Genomic DNA, 15,267 nt, shown 5'->3' on the forward strand with positions numbered 1-15,267 from the left:
GTCAGATCATTTCACGATGGTTTTGACGCCTTCGGCGGTGCCAATCAGCGCGACATCCGCACCTCGGTTGGCGAATAACCCTACAGTTACTACGCCTGGCAGGCCATTGATGGCGTTTTCCAGCGCCACGGCGTCGAGGATCTCCAGACCGTGAACATCCAGAATCACGTTACCGTTGTCCGTCACCACGCCCTGACGGTATTCCGGACGGCCACCGAGTTTGACCAGCTCACGGGCAACCGCGCTGCGCGCCATCGGGATTACTTCAACCGGCAGCGGGAATTTGCCAAGGATATCCACCTGCTTCGAGGCATCGGCGATACAGATGAACTTGTCCGCAACAGAGGCGATGATTTTTTCACGCGTTAGCGCCGCGCCGCCGCCCTTGATCATCTGCATATGACCGTTGATTTCATCCGCGCCATCAACGTAGATACCCAGGCGGTCGACTTCATTCAGATCGAAAACGGTAATACCCAGGCTTTTCAGCTTCTCCGTGGATGCATCGGAGCTAGAAACCGCGCCCTCGATCTGCCCTTTCATCGTGCCCAGTGCATCAATAAAGTGTGCTGCCGTTGATCCTGTGCCCACGCCGACAATGGTACCCGGCTGTACATACTGGAGAGCGGCCCATCCTACTGCTTTTTTCAGTTCATCCTGCGTCATGATCTCTTGCCCGTGGTGATTTTGCGTGACGCGCATTATAGAGCATTCACCTGCGCCATGTGATCTGCAAGGTCACCAATTTCGTCTGTATCAAACATAAATTTATGTCATAGTGCGAAGTATTGAATCATTTGGGAGTCAGCCAGAGCAATGAAACGTCCGGACTACAGAACATTACAGGCCCTTGATGCCGTTATTCGTGAACGCGGATTCGAACGCGCAGCACAGAAGCTGTGCATTACCCAGTCCGCCGTTTCGCAACGGATCAAACAGCTTGAGAATATGTTCGGGCAGCCGCTGCTGGTTCGTACCGTTCCGCCGCGTCCCACCGAACAGGGGCAAAAACTGCTGGCGCTGCTGCGTCAGGTTGAGCTGCTGGAAGATGAGTGGCTGGGTGACGAACAGACCGGCTCCACGCCGCTGCTGCTCTCTCTCGCGGTCAACGCCGACAGCCTGGCAACCTGGCTGCTGCCCGCGCTGGCGCCGGTGCTGGCCGATTCGCCTATCCGGCTGAATTTGCAGGTGGAAGACGAAACCCGTACCCAGGAGCGTCTGCGTCGCGGTGAAGTGGTGGGCGCGGTCAGTATCCAGCCTCAGGCGCTGCCGAGTTGCCTGGTGGATCAGCTGGGGGCGCTGGATTATCTGTTCGTCGCCTCCAAAGCCTTTGCTGAACGTTACTTCCCGAATGGCGTCACCCGCGCGGCGCTGCTGAAAGCGCCCGCCGTGGCGTTTGACCATCTCGATGATATGCATCAGGCGTTTTTACAGCAGAACTTCGACCTGCCGCCCGGCAGCGTACCCTGCCATATCGTTAACTCATCAGAGGCCTTCGTGCAGCTGGCGCGTCAGGGCACAACCTGTTGCATGATCCCGCATCTGCAGATCGAGAAAGAGCTACAGAGCGGTGAGCTGATCGACCTGACGCCAGGCCTGCACCAGCGCCGCATGCTCTACTGGCACCGCTTCGCGCCGGAAAGCCGGATGATGCGCAACGTCACCGATGCGCTGCTGGCTCACGGCCATAAGGTTCTGCGCCAGGACTAATAAAAAAGCCGGGTCGCGTTAACGCTCACCCGGCTTTTTATTGCTGCTAAACAACCATTACGGTGCTTTTGTCGCCGTATCCGGCTGCTGCGCTTGCTGCTGCACCTGTGGAGTCTGCTGGCTCTGCTGCTGACCCTGTGCAGGCTCCAGCTGGAACACCACGTCAACCTGATCGTCGAACTGAATCGTTGGCTGCTCGTAGGTATCCTGCGCGGAGACCGGCGCCGCTTCCGCTTTCATCATGCGCACCATCGGGCTCGGCTGGTAGTTAGAGACGTGGTAACGCACGCTGTATACCGGGCCCAGCTTGCTGTTAAAGCCAGAAGCCAGCTGCTGCGCCTGATGCAGGGCGTCATCAATCGCCGCTTTACGCGCTTCGTCTTTATATTTCTCAGGTTGCGCAACGCCCAGGGACACGGAACGGATCTCATTCAGACCCGCTTTCAGCGCGCCATCGAGCAGAGAGTTGAGTTTATCCAGCTGACGCAAGGTCACTTCGACGGTACGTACCGCGCGATAACCTTTCAGGATGCTTTTGCCATTCTGATAGTCGTAATCTGGCTGGGTGCGCAGGTTAGCGGAATTGATATCTTTCTTCGCTATGCCATTCTGCTCAAGGAAAGAGAGATATTGCGCAACGCGATCGTCTGCCTGTTTCTTGGCGGTGGCCGCATCTTTGGCCGCCACGTTAACTTCAATGGCAAGGGTAGCGATATCCGGTACTGCATCCACGCTTGCGGTTCCGGAAGTGACAATATGCGGGCTGTCAGGCAGCTCACTGGCCTGCACGGATGCTGCGCCAAAACCCATTAATGCCGCCAGGGCGATTACATTCAACTTCACTTTAATTCCTCCATGTTGCGAAGAGTGCCCAGGTAACAGGGCGCATGCCAGCAAGCTTAGCGACTGCTGGCCGAATGTCCATAAGACAACGCTTAGTTGAATAGTTCACGAATGTGATGAATCCCCTCTTTCGCCAGCTGGAAAGCAATAAACCACATCACCACGCCGACCAGGCCGTTAATAATGCGCTGGGCTTTGGCGGTGCGCAGGCGGGGTGCCAGCCATGCAGCGAGCAGCGCCAGACCAAAGAACCAGAGGAAGGAGGCGCTCACGGTACCCAGCGCGAACCAGCGCCTCGGCTCAGCATCCAGTTGCCCTCCCAGGCTGCCCAGCACCACAAACGTATCGAGATAAACGTGCGGATTAAGCCAGGTCACCGCCAGCATGGTGACGATAATTTTCCAGCGCCCCTGCTTCATGACTTCAGCGCTGGCCAGCTCAATATTGCTGCCCAGCGCCGTTTTCAGGGCGCCAAAGCCATACCAGAGCAGAAAGGCGACGCCGCCCCAGGTGACCAGTGCCAGCAGCCAGGGAGACTGCATCAACAGCGCGCTACCGCCAAAAATCCCGGCACAAATCAGTAGCATATCGCTTAGTGCGCAGAGCAGCGCGATCATGATGTGATATTGACGTCGAATGCCCTGATTCATGACGAAGGCATTTTGCGGACCGAGAGGCAGGATCATCGCCGCGCCAATCATAAGCCCCTGAATGTAAAAAGATAACATGGAAACCAATCTCAAAAATGTGTCTTAGGGGCTGACTATACTGCGGGAGAATAATAAGAGGAAATGGATAATATTAATTGGCAATAAGGGAAGCTAATAAAACCCGGTACGCATTGCGCGCACCGGGTTAAGGTAAAACCTTATTCCGCTGGTTCTTTCACCCGTTTGAAGTTCACGTCCATCTGCGGATATGGGAAGCTGATGCCGTTGGCATCAAAGTCGCGTTTGATGCGCTCTAGTACATCCCAGTAAACGCTTTGCAGATCGCTACTTTTGCTCCAGATACGGACAACGAAGTTGATAGAGGAGGCGCCCAGCTCGTTAAGGCGAACCGTCATTTCGCGGTCTTTCAGGATACGCTCGTCAGATTCAATGATGTCGGTGATGAGTTTTTTCACCTGCTCGATATCGGAATCATAGCCCACGCCGATCATAAGCTCATTGCGGCGAACCGGCTCCCGGGAGAAGTTAGTGATATTGCCGTCGATGACCTTTTTGTTAGGCACGATAACAATTTTGCCGTCCGCGGAACGCAGCGTAGTGGAAAAAATCTGCACGTTCAGCACCGTACCCGCGGTGCCGCCGAGATCGACATACTCCCCGGAACGGAATGGACGGAAGGTAACCAGCAGCACGCCGGCCGCCAGGTTTGCCAGCGAGCCCTGTAGCGCCAGACCCACGGCCAGGCCAGCGGCACCCAGTACAGCAATCACCGAGGCGGTCTGAACCCCCACGCGCCCCATTGCCGCTATCAGGGTAAAAGCAATAATCGCGTAGCGCACCATTGCCGAGAGGAAATCGGCGACGGTAGCGTCAATATGCCGGGCGAGCATCACGCGATTAATGCCTCTGGCAACCGTCCGGGCAACGATCATCCCCACCACCACGATGGCAATCGCCGCAGCAATATTTACGACATAGCTGATAAGCAACGCCTGATTACGCACCAGCCAGGAGCCCGCGTTATTGATGCTATCTACAACACCGAGATCTTCCATTTATCTTTCCTTATGCACATAAAACACAAATCCGCCCCATGCGGAGAGGAGCAAGTGTGTAAAGGGTAAACAAAAAGCCCACAATATGCCAAGCAGATCACATAAAACAGCCGCTATAGCCAGTTGAAAAGACATAAAAAAAGCCCGCGATTAACGCGGGCTTTTGATGGTGTCAGCAGCTTAAATTACAGAACGTCAACCGCGTTCAGCTCTTTGAAAGCCTGCTCCAGACGCGTCACCATAGAGGTCTGGGCTGCACGCAGCCATACGCGTGGATCGTAGTATTTCTTGTTCGGCTGGTCTTCGCCTTTCGGGTTGCCCAGCTGGCCCTGCAGGTAAGCTTCGTTAGTTTTGTAGTACTGCAGAATACCGTCCCAGGTTGCCCATTGGGTGTCGGTATCGATGTTCATTTTGATAACACCGTAGCTAACAGAATCTTTGATTTCCTGAGCAGAAGAACCGGAACCGCCGTGGAAGACGAAGTTCAGGCTGTTGTGCGGCAGGTTGTGTTTCTTGGAAACGTATTCCTGAGAATCACGCAGGATGGTTGGCGTCAGAACCACGTTACCTGGCTTGTACACACCGTGTACGTTACCGAAGGAAGCCGCGATAGTGAAACGTGGGCTGATTTTGCTCAGCTCGGTGTAAGCGTAATCAACATCTTCTGGCTGAGTGTACAGAGCAGAAGCGTCCATGTGGCTGTTGTCCACGCCGTCTTCTTCGCCACCGGTGCAACCCAGTTCGATTTCCAGGGTCATGTCCATTTTGGCCATGCGCGCCAGGTATTTAGAGCAGATCTCGATGTTCTCTTCCAGAGACTCTTCAGACAGGTCGATCATGTGAGAAGAGAACAGTGGCTTACCGGTTGCAGCGAAGTGTTTTTCGCCCGCGTCCAGCAGACCGTCGATCCACGGCAGCAGTTTCTTCGCGCAGTGGTCAGTGTGCAGGATTACTGGAACGCCGTAGTGCTCAGCCATCTGGTGAACGTGATGTGCGCCAGAGATTGCGCCCAGGATTGCAGCACCCTGAGGAACGTCAGTTTTCACGCCTTTACCTGCGATAAACGCAGCACCGCCGTTAGAGAACTGAACGATTACCGGCGCTTTAACTTTGGCTGCAGCTTCCAGTACGGCGTTGATAGAGTCGGTACCGACGCAGTTAACCGCTGGCAGAGCAAAGTTGTTTTCTTTAGCTACCTGGAACACTTTCTGAACGTCATCACCAGTGATCACGCCAGGTTTTACGAAATCAAAAATTTTAGACATGTTGCGAGTCCTGTATCTTCGGCCTTGGAAAGGGGCGAGCTCTTAAAAGCGCGCTGAAAATTGGGCAGGTTTCCCTGCCCTAAAATGGCTTACTTCTTAGCGCGCTCTTCGAGCATGGCTACTGCTGGCAGAACTTTGCCTTCCACGAATTCGAGGAATGCGCCGCCGCCAGTGGAGATGTAGGAGATCTTGTCGGAAATACCGAACAGATCGATGGCTGCCAGGGTGTCACCGCCGCCAGCAATGGAGAATGCTTCGCTGTCTGCAATCGCGTTAGCCACGATTTCAGTACCTTTACGGAAGTTCGGGAATTCGAACACGCCAACCGGACCGTTCCACAGAATGGTTTTTGCATTCTTCAGGATTTCAGCCAGTTTCTCTGCAGAGGCGTCGCCCAGGTCCAGAATCTGCTCTTCATTTTTGATGTCAGAAACAGATTTCAGCTCTGCGGTTGCGGTTTCAGAGAACTCGGTCGCCACACGAACGTCAGTTGGAACCGGGATATCGCAGGTGCTCAGCAGACGTTTCGCTTCGTCAACCAGGTCTGCTTCGTACAGGGATTTACCCACGTTGTGGCCCTGGGCAGCAACAAAGGTGTTAGCGATACCACCGCCAACGATCAGCTGGTCAGCGATTTTGGACAGGGAGTCCAGAACGGTCAGTTTGGTGGAAACTTTAGAACCACCAACGATAGCAACCATCGGACGAGCAGGTTCTTTCAGTGCTTTACCCAGCGCATCCAGCTCAGCGGCCAGCAGAGGACCTGCACAAGCGACGTCGGCGAATTTACCGATACCGTGGGTAGAAGCCTGGGCACGGTGAGCGGTACCGAAGGCGTCCATTACGAATACGTCGCACAGTGCAGCGTATTTTTTGGACAGGGTTTCGTCGTCTTTCTTCTCGCCTTTGTTGAAGCGAACGTTTTCCAGAACAACCAGCTCACCTTCAGCAACTTCCACGCCGTCCAGGTAGTCTTTAACCAGACGTACCGGGCTGGACAGTTTGTCTTTCAGGTAATTAACAACCGGCAGCAGAGAGAATTCTTCGTTGTACTCGCCTTCGGTCGGACGACCCAGGTGGGAGGTTACCATCACTTTTGCACCCTGCTTCAGTGCCAGTTCGATGGTTGGCAGAGAGGCACGGATACGCGCGTCGCTGGTTACTTTCCCATCTTTAACCGGTACGTTCAGATCCGCACGGATGAAAACGCGTTTACCTGCCAGATCCAGATCGGTCATCTTAATTACAGACATGGTGAATCCTCTCGTTGATTCTTAAAGTTTTGCAGACGCAATACGCGTCTTACCTGAAACCTTGTGCGGCCATGGCTAACGTGGTGTCGAGCATCCTGTTAGCAAAGCCCCATTCATTATCACACCAGACCAGCGTTTTGATCAGGTGCGCCCCACTCACTCGCGTTTGGGTGCCATCAACAATAGCGCTATGCGGATCGTGGTTAAAATCTACTGAGACCAACGGTAATTCCGTATAGTCAACTATACCATGAAATGCTTGCTGTGCCGCCTTTTGCAGCAACAGGTTGACCTCACAGGCTTTTACCGGTTTTTTTACGGTAACACTGAGGTCGATCGCCGTCACGTTGATGGTAGGTACGCGGACGGCGATAGCTTCAAAACGATCTTCAAACTGCGGGAAAATTCGGGTAATACCGGCCGCCAGTTTGGTGTCCACCGGGATAATCGACTGACTCGCCGCGCGAGTGCGTCGCAGGTCCGGGTGGTAAGCGTCAATGACCTGCTGATCGTGCATGGCTGAGTGGATAGTGGTAACCGTACCCGACTCAATGCCGTAGGCATCGTCCAGCAGTTTGATGACCGGAATAATACAGTTGGTGGTACAGGAGGCATTGGAGACTATTCGGTGTTCTGCGTGCAACTCGTGATGGTTGACGCCGTAAACCACCGTGGCATCGAGATCGTTACTGCCAGGATGTGAAAAGAGCACTTTCTTTGCGCCAGCCGCCAGATGGGCTTCGCCGTGCTCGCGGTTGCCGTAGACGCCGGTACAATCGAGAACCACATCGACACCCAGTTCACGCCAGGGTAATGCTTCGATCGTCCGCTCATGAAGCACACGGATCACGTCATCACCGACAAGCAGCTGCTCTCTCTCCTGACGAACGTCCCAGGCAAAGCGTCCATGGCTGGTGTCATATTTCAATAAATGCGCCATGCCTGCGGCATCCGCCAGTTCATTGATGGCCACCACGGTAATTTCCGCCCGGCGTCCGGATTCATATAAAGCACGAACCACGTTACGTCCGATGCGACCGAAACCATTAATCGCTACGCGTACGGTCATAAGTCTCCTGCAAAGCTTTCCCTGACACGAGGTGGCTGACAGAGTAATGCAGCAACGCGCTGAGGGGAATCCTTGCCTGTCACAAACTCCAACTGATTGGTCATTTGTCGAACATTTAATCGACTGAAACGCTTCAGCCAGAATAAGCGAAACACGGAATAAAGGGAATGACTGTCCAGACCAATAAGCCAGCTATATGACACACATCACATTTTAAGTGGAATAATTTACAGAGGTATTACATCTTTGAGGAATAACATGCACAAAAAAGCCGGGTGACGCTTACGCCTGCCCGGCCTGAATATTTTGTAGGCCCGGCAAGCTACGCGCCGCCGGGCACAACCGTGATTACAGCAGTTCTTTCGCTTTCGCGACCACGTTCTCAACGGTGAAGCCGAACTCTTCGAACAGCTGCTCAGCTGGCGCAGACTCACCGAAGGTGGTCATGCCAACGATAGCGCCGTTCAGGCCCACGTATTTGAACCAGTAGTCAGCGATACCCGCTTCGATTGCCACACGGGCAGAAACGGCTTTCGGCAGTACGGATTCACGGTACGCCGCGTCCTGCTTGTCGAAGGCGTCGGTAGACGGCATGGAGACCACGCGCGCTTTCACGCCTTCGCCTGCCAGCTGATCCCAGGCGGCAACAGCCAGTTCAACTTCAGAACCGGTTGCGATGAAGATCACCTGCGGCTGACCGTCGCAGTCTTTCAGCACGTAACCACCGCGAGCGATGTTCGCCAGCTGCTCTTCGGTACGATCCTGCTGAGCCAGGTTCTGACGGGAGAGGATCAGCGCGGTCGGGCCGTCCTGACGCTCAACGCCATATTTCCACGCTACCGCAGATTCAACCTGGTCACATGGACGCCATGTGGACATGTTCGGGGTCACACGCAGAGAAGCAACCTGCTCAACCGGCTGGTGAGTCGGGCCATCTTCGCCCAGACCGATAGAGTCGTGGGTGTAGACCATCACCTGACGCTGTTTCATCAGCGCAGCCATACGCACCGCGTTACGGGCATATTCCACGAACATCAGGAAGGTGGAGGTGTACGGCAGGAAACCACCGTGCAGGGAGATACCGTTGGCAATCGCGGTCATACCGAACTCACGAACACCGTAATGGATGTAGTTACCGGCAGTATCTTCGTTGATAGCTTTAGAACCAGACCAGATAGTCAGGTTTGATGGAGCCAGGTCAGCGGAGCCGCCGAGGAACTCTGGCAGCAGCGGGCCGAAGGCTTCGATCGCATTCTGGGAGGCTTTACGGCTGGCGATTTTAGCCGGGTTAGCCTGCAGCTTAGCGATGAACTCGTTCGCTTTGGCGTCGAAGTCTGCTGGCATCTCACCTTTCATACGACGGGTGAACTCTGCCGCTTCCTGTGGGAAGGCTTTAGCGTAGGCGGCGAACTTCTCGTTCCATGCCGCTTCTTTCGCCTGACCGGCTTCTTTGGCATCCCACTGCGCATAAATTTCAGACGGGATTTCAAACGCAGCGTGTTTCCAGCCCAGTGCTTCACGGGTCAGGGCGATCTCTGCATCACCCAGCGGTGCGCCGTGGGAGTCGTGCGTACCGGCTTTGTTCGGAGAACCGAAACCGATGATGGTTTTGCACATCAGCAGGGACGGTTTGTCGGTCACTGCGCGCGCTTCTTCTACCGCACGTTTAATCGCTTCAGCATCGTGACCGTCAACGCCACGCACTACGTGCCAGCCGTAGGCTTCGAAACGTGCTGCGGTATCGTCAGTGAACCAGCCTTCAATGTGGCCGTCGATGGAGATGCCGTTGTCGTCATAGAACGCAACCAGTTTGCCCAGTTTCAGGGTGCCAGCCAGGGAGCACACTTCGTGAGAAATGCCTTCCATCATGCAGCCGTCACCCAGGAATGCATAGGTGAAGTGGTCGACGATGTCATGACCCGGACGGTTGAACTGCGCCGCCAGCGTCTTCTCGGCAATCGCCATACCTACGGCGTTAGCAATACCCTGACCCAGCGGACCGGTCGTGGTTTCAACACCTGCGGTGTAACCCACTTCCGGGTGACCCGGGGTTTTAGAGTGCAGCTGACGGAAGTTTTTCAGCTCTTCGATTGGCAGGTCATAGCCGGTGAGGTGCAGCAGGCTGTAGATCAGCATTGAGCCGTGGCCGTTAGAGAGAACGAAACGGTCGCGGTCAGCCCATGCAGGATTCTGCGGGTTGTGGTTCAGGAAATCACGCCACAGGACTTCGGCAATGTCAGCCATACCCATAGGGGCACCCGGGTGACCGGACTTAGCTTTTTGTACAGCATCCATGCTCAGCGCACGAATAGCATTGGCAAGCTCTTTACGTGAGGACATTTTGACTCCAGATCGGATGTTGAAGGCCATGCCCGTTTCGGCTTGACGACAGCGCGTTTTGGGCTACGCCAGAAAAAAGTGCCAACAATGTAACCCAAGCGACAAAGCATGTACATGGACCATTCTTTTGCCGCTTAAGAAATCTCTGGAACAGGCTCGCACGTTGCGCAATCTTCTCGCCCGCCTTCGTTTATATTCTTTATAATTGGAGCTGCACCCTCCTCCGGGGCGGCAAAACTTTCAGAATTTATCAAGTTTAACGAGTACGGAAGCAACATAATGAAAATGCGTGCAGTAGTGCTGGCTCTGGGAACGACCCTTCTTCTTAGCGGGTGTCAGAATATGAATTCTGGTGGCCTGCTGAGCTCCGGAGCAGAGGCGTTTCAGGCCTACTCCCTCACCGATGCCCAGGTGAAAACATTAAGCGATGAGGCCTGTAAAGAGATGGACGGTAAAGCCACCATCGCACCGGCAGACAGCACTTACGCTCAGCGTCTGAATAAGATTGCTTCAGCACTTGGCGACAACATTAACGGCCAGCCGGTGAACTACAAGGTTTACATGGCGAAAGACGTTAACGCCTTTGCGATGGCTAACGGCTGCATCCGCGTCTACAGCGGATTAATGGACATGATGAACGACAATGAAGTCGAAGCGGTTATCGGCCATGAAATGGGCCACGTTGCCCTCGGCCATGTGAAGAAAGGGATGCAGGTTGCCCTCGGCACGAACGCTGTTCGCGTGGCGGCGGCCTCTGCGGGTGGCATTGTAGGTAGCCTTTCCCAGTCGCAGCTCGGCGATCTCGGTGAAAAACTGGTTAACTCCCAGTTCTCTCAGCGTCAGGAATCTGAGGCCGATGACTACTCTTACGACCTGTTGCGCAAGCGTGGGATTAACCCGTCGGGTTTAGCCACCAGCTTCGAAAAACTGGCTCAACAGGAAGCGGGCCGTCAAAGCTCCATGTTTGACGACCACCCTGCCTCCGCAGCGCGTGCGCAGCACATCCGCGATCGCATGGCGGCAGACGGGATTAAATAATGTACCAGGGAGGCGCCTGCGCCTCCGTTGAAAAGCCGGGTGGCGGCTTCGCCTTACCCGGCCTGCTTTGTGCATAAACGTAGGCCCGGTAAGCGCAGCGCCACCGGGCACACAGCTAGTACAGCGTTTTCTGCGGCGGTCCGGCAAACTTCAGGGCGCCAATCTGCCCCATCCGCACCTCCACCACCGACGGCCCCGGCATCGCCAGCGCCTCCGTCATCACCGCATCAAAATCCTCTGCCCGCTCAACGCTCCACGCCTGCAGGCCAATCGCCTGGGCCAGCAGGGTAAAGTCCGGCGTATGCAGTTCGTTATAATACTGCCGCCCGCCAAAATATTTATCCTGAATGCCGCGCATCACGCCGTAACCGCCGTCGTTCATGATCAGCAGCGTCACGTTGGCTTTCTCCTGCGCCAGCGTCGCCAGCTCGCCTAAATTCAGGCTCAGGCCGCCGTCGCCCACCAGCCCCACGACCTTGCGCTGCGAATTGGCAATCGCAGTACCAATCGCCATCGGCAGCCCCATGCCAATCGCCCCGGCCAGAGAGTGAATGTTCATCAGCGGACCGTGAGCGCGGAACAGGCGGCTACCCCACAGGCTGCCGGAAACGGTGATATCACGCACCAGCAGGCCATCCTGCGGCAGTGCTTTCTCGATGGCATCGTTGAGTTTCGCATAGGCACCACACTGCTCGCGCAGCCCCTGCTCAGCTTGCTCCACCGCCTGCTGGACCTGCGTGTCCCACTGCGCGTTACCCCATTCACGCCCCTGCGCTTTTGCAGCCAGCGCGTTAAGCAGCGCTGAACAATCGGCTACCAGCGTTTTATCCATCAAATAGTTACGGCTTGCCGCCGCCGGGTCGATATCGATCTGTACGCGCGGGTAAGGCAGCTCCAGCGTCCAGGAGCGGGTTTCGTTGCTGCGCAGGCGTGAGCCCGCCACCAGCGTAAAATCACACCGGGCGATCAGCGCCTCCACTGACGGCGAGTTATGGAAAGCCCGCAGGCTGGCGCGATGGCTGTCCGGCAGCACGCCGCGCGCGTGGGTGCTGGAGATCACGGTGATACCCGCATCCGCCAGTTTTTTCACCGCGTCCGCACTGCCCAGCGCCCCGCCACCCAGCCACAGCAGCGGCTGTTTCGCCTGCTTCAGCTGCGCCCAAAGCGCATCAATCACCCCGGCGTCTGGCGCTGAAGCTGACACCGGTTTTACCGGCGCCGTCACCAGCGACAGCGGAATTTTCGCCCCCTGAATATCAATCGGAATTTCCACAGAGACCGGCCCGCACGGCGGCGTCTGCGCCTCCTGAATGGCTTTATGGAGAATCGCTATCGCCTGGTTGGCATTGCTGATGCGATACGCCCGTTTTGAGCTGGCCTTCAGGAAGGTCAACTGGTCGCGGGTTTCGTGGATAAACCCGGTGTCGGCATCCAGCCAGGCTTTTTCCACCTGTCCGGTTAAATGCAGCAGCGGCGTGCAGGCATTCATTGCCTCCACCAGCGCGCCTACCGCGTTACCTGCCCCTGCCCCGGTACTGGTCAGCGCCACGCCGAGGCCAGAGAAACGCCCGTGGGCGTCGGCCATGGTGACGGATCCCGCTTCGCCGCGCGCGGGCACAAAGCGGATATTGCCGCGCTGCCCTACCGCATCGGCGATGGGCAGGTTGTGGATGGAGATGACGCCGTAGATGGCCTCAACCTGATACTGCTCCAGCGTTCTGGCGATGGCGTCGCCGACGGTTATCATTTCGCTCATTGCTCACCCTTTCTCAGTCGCACCAGTGGTTGACGCTGTTACCCGTCGCCAGATAAATGCTCTTTTGTTGCATCCAGGCTTTCAGCCCCTGAATGCCCTTTTCGCGGCCCAGACCGCTCTCTTTAAAGCCCCCGAACGGGGTCGAAATCGCAAAGACCTTGTAGGTGTTGATCCACACCGTGCCCGTCTCAAGCTGCTCGCTTAAGCGCAGCGCGCGTCCGGTATCCCGCGTCCAGATCCCGGCAGCCAGACCATATACCGAGTCGTTCGCCTGCTGGATCAACGCCGCTTCATCGTTAAATGGCATCGCCACCAGCACCGGGCCGAAGATCTCCTCCTGACAGGCGCGGGCGCTGTTGCTCAGCCCTTCGATAATCGTTGGCTGGAAGAAGCTGCCGTTTGCAAGACTGGGATCGGCTGGGATCTCCCCGCCGCACAGCACGCGGCCCCCTTCGCGCTTCGCCAGCTCGACGTACTCGATCACGCTCTGGCGATGCTTATCGTTGATCAGCGGCCCGACGTGGGTGCCGTCGGTAAACGGATGCCCGACGCGCAGGCCGCGGGTTAACTCCAGCAGCCGCGCCATCAGCGGGGCGTAAAGGCTTTCGTGGATAAACAGCCGCGACCCGGCGATACAGGCCTGTCCCGCCGAGCTAAAGATGCCGTAGCAGATCCCGCGCGCGGCCTGCTCAATATCCGCATCGTCCAGCACGATGGTCGGGGATTTACCGCCCAGCTCCAGGGAGGCCGGGATCAGCTTTTCCGCCGCCACGTGCGCCAGATGACGGCCGGTGGTGGTGCCGCCGGTAAAGGAAATCTTCCGCACTTTAGGATGACGCGCCAGCGCATCGCCAATGACCGAGCCTTTGCCCGGCAGTACGCTCAGCAGCCCGGCGGGCAGCCCGGCCTGTTCAAAGATGCGCGCCAGCTCCAGCGCCATCAGCGGCGTGGCTTCGGCGGGCTTGAGGATCACCGCGTTTCCGGCGGCAATGGCCGGAGCGACTTTTTGCATTTCACTGGCAATCGGCGAGTTCCACGGCGTGATGGCTGCCACCACGCCAAGCGGCTCGTAGCGGCTCAGCGTCAGTAAATCAGGCTGGCGCGGCGTCGGAAGCTCCCCTTCCAGCAGTTCGCAGGCGGCGGCGAAGTAGCGCGCCGTTCCCGCCGCACTCATCACCAGCCCACGTGCTTCCGCCAGCGGCTTGCCGTTATCGCGGCTCTGCATCTGCGCCAGCTCGTCGACGCGGAATTCAATCTGATCCGCCACTCTGTGCAGGATCTTCGCGCGCATATGCGGCAGGCTGTTGCGCCACGCGGGATCGCGCCACGCCCGCTCTCCGGCCTCTATCGCCTCCTGCAGATCGTCGAGGCTTGCCGCGTTCAGCGTAGCGTTGATCGACCCGTCAGCCGGGAAGTGGCTCTGCATCGGGTTACCGCTGCCGTGTCGCCACTGGCCGCCGATAAAAATCTTCAGTTCGTCCATCGTCACTCCTCAGCTCAGTGCCAGCTCGCGGCAGGCGCGGACCGCGCTCAGTGCCGCCAGGGTGGAGGTTTTCGGGTTAGAGGCAAGCGGCAGCCCGCTCAGCTCCAGATGGAACTCACCAAACACGCCTTCGACATGCAGCGTGTGGGTATTGCGTTTCGTGGCCGGGTCGACCATCAGCTGTACGCGGGTTTCATCCATCCCCACGCCGCCGAGCGCCACGGTCGCCGCCACGTTGGCATTGGCCGGAAACAGTCGTGCCGCCTCCCGGGCGCTGCCTTCGAAAAAGACCTGCGCCACTGATACCGAATTAAGATCGATAAGCTGTTCGGCGTAGCTGCCCCGCCAGCTGGCCGGGCTTTTGCGCGACTGATAGGTGACGCGCTCAAGGCCACCCTCTTTCGCCGCCGCCAGCCCGTCGATACCGGCTACCGCCCCGGAGAGCAGCGTCAGTTTGCCGCCTGCGTTGAGCAGGCGCTGTTCCAGCGCGCTGTCCGCCAGCGCACCGGTCGAAATGACCGCCAGATGCCAGCCGCGACGCAGAATATCCTCGCCGTACTGCGCCACCGCCTGCTGGCTGGCGCACTCCAGTACCAGATCGGGCGCGTCAGCGCACTCCAGCGGCGAGGTCAGCGCCACCACCGCATCGCCAAACTGCTGGCGAATCGCCGCGTGGTGAGACGCGCGCGCCACGATCCAGCCGATAGCGACACCGGCAGGCAGGCGCTCAATCACCGCCTGCGCCATCGCGCCAAAACCAATTAACATGATCTTTTTCATGATG

The 15,267-nt window shown here is 57.0% G+C and carries 13 protein-coding genes; 2 read left to right on the forward strand and 11 right to left on the reverse strand.

The genetic code is table 11. From position 1 onward, the window contains the following. Positions 1-6 precede the first annotated feature (6 nt). The gene (rpiA, locus tag FHC51_RS01305; protein ID WP_103180978.1) at positions 7-666 is read right to left on the reverse strand and encodes a ribose-5-phosphate isomerase RpiA; all 660 of its coding nucleotides are present in this window, start codon (positions 664-666) and stop codon (positions 7-9) included. Between the two features lie 150 nt (positions 667-816). Here rpiA and argP point away from each other — a divergent pair, with 150 nt between their 5' ends. Further along, on the forward strand, positions 817-1,710 hold the full coding sequence (argP, locus tag FHC51_RS01310) for a DNA-binding transcriptional regulator ArgP (protein ID WP_103822785.1): 894 nt from the start codon (positions 817-819) through the stop codon (positions 1,708-1,710). A gap of 57 nt (positions 1,711-1,767) precedes the next feature. On the opposite strand, the gene FHC51_RS01315 is transcribed toward argP, so the two are convergent. The 7 genes from FHC51_RS01315 to tkt all read right to left on the reverse strand — a co-directional run bounded on the left by FHC51_RS01315 (position 1,768) and on the right by tkt (position 10,206). Next, on the reverse strand, positions 1,768-2,553 hold the full coding sequence (locus FHC51_RS01315; protein WP_103822786.1) for an oxidative stress defense protein: 786 nt from the start codon (positions 2,551-2,553) through the stop codon (positions 1,768-1,770). 92 nt (positions 2,554-2,645) lie between these two features. After that, complete coding sequence (gene argO / locus FHC51_RS01320) at positions 2,646-3,281, reverse strand: arginine exporter ArgO (RefSeq protein WP_103822787.1); 636 nt, start codon at positions 3,279-3,281, stop codon at positions 2,646-2,648. A gap of 140 nt (positions 3,282-3,421) precedes the next feature. Next, on the reverse strand, positions 3,422-4,279 hold the full coding sequence (mscS, locus tag FHC51_RS01325; RefSeq protein WP_103822788.1) for a small-conductance mechanosensitive channel MscS: 858 nt from the start codon (positions 4,277-4,279) through the stop codon (positions 3,422-3,424). A gap of 185 nt (positions 4,280-4,464) precedes the next feature. Then, positions 4,465-5,544 carry a class II fructose-bisphosphate aldolase gene (fbaA, locus tag FHC51_RS01330; protein ID WP_039029814.1) on the reverse strand — a complete coding sequence of 360 codons (1,080 nt, stop codon included), beginning with the start codon at positions 5,542-5,544 and terminating at the stop codon, positions 4,465-4,467. 89 nt (positions 5,545-5,633) lie between these two features. Continuing rightward, positions 5,634-6,797: a phosphoglycerate kinase gene (gene pgk, locus FHC51_RS01335; RefSeq protein WP_103822789.1), complete on the reverse strand. Its 1,164-nt coding sequence runs from the start codon at positions 6,795-6,797 to the stop codon at positions 5,634-5,636. Positions 6,798-6,846: 49 nt separating this feature from the next. After that, on the reverse strand, positions 6,847-7,866 hold the full coding sequence (gene epd / locus FHC51_RS01340; protein WP_103822790.1) for an erythrose-4-phosphate dehydrogenase: 1,020 nt from the start codon (positions 7,864-7,866) through the stop codon (positions 6,847-6,849). 348 nt (positions 7,867-8,214) lie between these two features. Continuing rightward, the gene (gene tkt / locus FHC51_RS01345; RefSeq protein ID WP_103822791.1) at positions 8,215-10,206 is read right to left on the reverse strand and encodes a transketolase; all 1,992 of its coding nucleotides are present in this window, start codon (positions 10,204-10,206) and stop codon (positions 8,215-8,217) included. Between the two features lie 279 nt (positions 10,207-10,485). On the opposite strand from tkt, the gene FHC51_RS01350 reads away from it, so the two are divergent. After that, a complete protein-coding gene (locus tag FHC51_RS01350; RefSeq protein WP_103176898.1) occupies positions 10,486-11,244 on the forward strand; it encodes a M48 family metallopeptidase in 759 nt (252 codons plus the stop codon). A 115-nt stretch (positions 11,245-11,359) separates the two neighbouring features. On the opposite strand, the gene FHC51_RS01355 is transcribed toward FHC51_RS01350, so the two are convergent. Genes FHC51_RS01355 through FHC51_RS01365 form a run of 3 tightly spaced genes read right to left on the reverse strand, consistent with a single transcriptional unit; the run spans position 11,360 to position 15,263 of the window. Then, positions 11,360-13,000 carry a thiamine pyrophosphate-binding protein gene (locus FHC51_RS01355; protein ID WP_220434745.1) on the reverse strand — a complete coding sequence of 547 codons (1,641 nt, stop codon included), beginning with the start codon at positions 12,998-13,000 and terminating at the stop codon, positions 11,360-11,362. Positions 13,001-13,013: 13 nt separating this feature from the next. Beyond that, positions 13,014-14,483 carry an aldehyde dehydrogenase gene (locus tag FHC51_RS01360; protein ID WP_220434746.1) on the reverse strand — a complete coding sequence of 490 codons (1,470 nt, stop codon included), beginning with the start codon at positions 14,481-14,483 and terminating at the stop codon, positions 13,014-13,016. A gap of 9 nt (positions 14,484-14,492) precedes the next feature. Beyond that, entirely contained in the window at positions 14,493-15,263 is a 771-nt protein-coding gene (locus FHC51_RS01365; RefSeq protein WP_114316840.1) for an aspartate dehydrogenase, read from the reverse strand. Between the last annotated feature and the right edge of the window lie 4 nt (positions 15,264-15,267).

Origin of the sequence: Leclercia sp. EC_58 (genome assembly GCF_019584355.1) — a bacterium.
In the GTDB taxonomy this organism is placed as follows: Bacteria; Pseudomonadota; Gammaproteobacteria; order Enterobacterales; family Enterobacteriaceae; genus Enterobacter.

What these genes read in the sequence shown, in the direction of transcription:
- rpiA (WP_103180978.1), bottom strand. Translation starts at nt 666, where the DNA reads ATGACGCAGGATGAACTGAAAAAAGCAGTAGGATGGGCCGCTCTCCAG.
- argP (WP_103822785.1), top strand. Translation starts at nt 817, where the DNA reads ATGAAACGTCCGGACTACAGAACATTACAGGCCCTTGATGCCGTTATT.
- argO (WP_103822787.1), bottom strand. Translation starts at nt 3,281, where the DNA reads ATGTTATCTTTTTACATTCAGGGGCTTATGATTGGCGCGGCGATGATC.
- mscS (WP_103822788.1), bottom strand. Translation starts at nt 4,279, where the DNA reads ATGGAAGATCTCGGTGTTGTAGATAGCATCAATAACGCGGGCTCCTGG.
- fbaA (WP_039029814.1), bottom strand. Translation starts at nt 5,544, where the DNA reads ATGTCTAAAATTTTTGATTTCGTAAAACCTGGCGTGATCACTGGTGAT.
- pgk (WP_103822789.1), bottom strand. Translation starts at nt 6,797, where the DNA reads ATGTCTGTAATTAAGATGACCGATCTGGATCTGGCAGGTAAACGCGTT.
- epd (WP_103822790.1), bottom strand. Translation starts at nt 7,866, where the DNA reads ATGACCGTACGCGTAGCGATTAATGGTTTCGGTCGCATCGGACGTAAC.
- tkt (WP_103822791.1), bottom strand. Translation starts at nt 10,206, where the DNA reads ATGTCCTCACGTAAAGAGCTTGCCAATGCTATTCGTGCGCTGAGCATG.
- FHC51_RS01350 (WP_103176898.1), top strand. Translation starts at nt 10,486, where the DNA reads ATGAAAATGCGTGCAGTAGTGCTGGCTCTGGGAACGACCCTTCTTCTT.
- FHC51_RS01355 (WP_220434745.1), bottom strand. Translation starts at nt 13,000, where the DNA reads ATGAGCGAAATGATAACCGTCGGCGACGCCATCGCCAGAACGCTGGAG.
- FHC51_RS01360 (WP_220434746.1), bottom strand. Translation starts at nt 14,483, where the DNA reads ATGGACGAACTGAAGATTTTTATCGGCGGCCAGTGGCGACACGGCAGC.
- FHC51_RS01365 (WP_114316840.1), bottom strand. Translation starts at nt 15,263, where the DNA reads ATGAAAAAGATCATGTTAATTGGTTTTGGCGCGATGGCGCAGGCGGTG.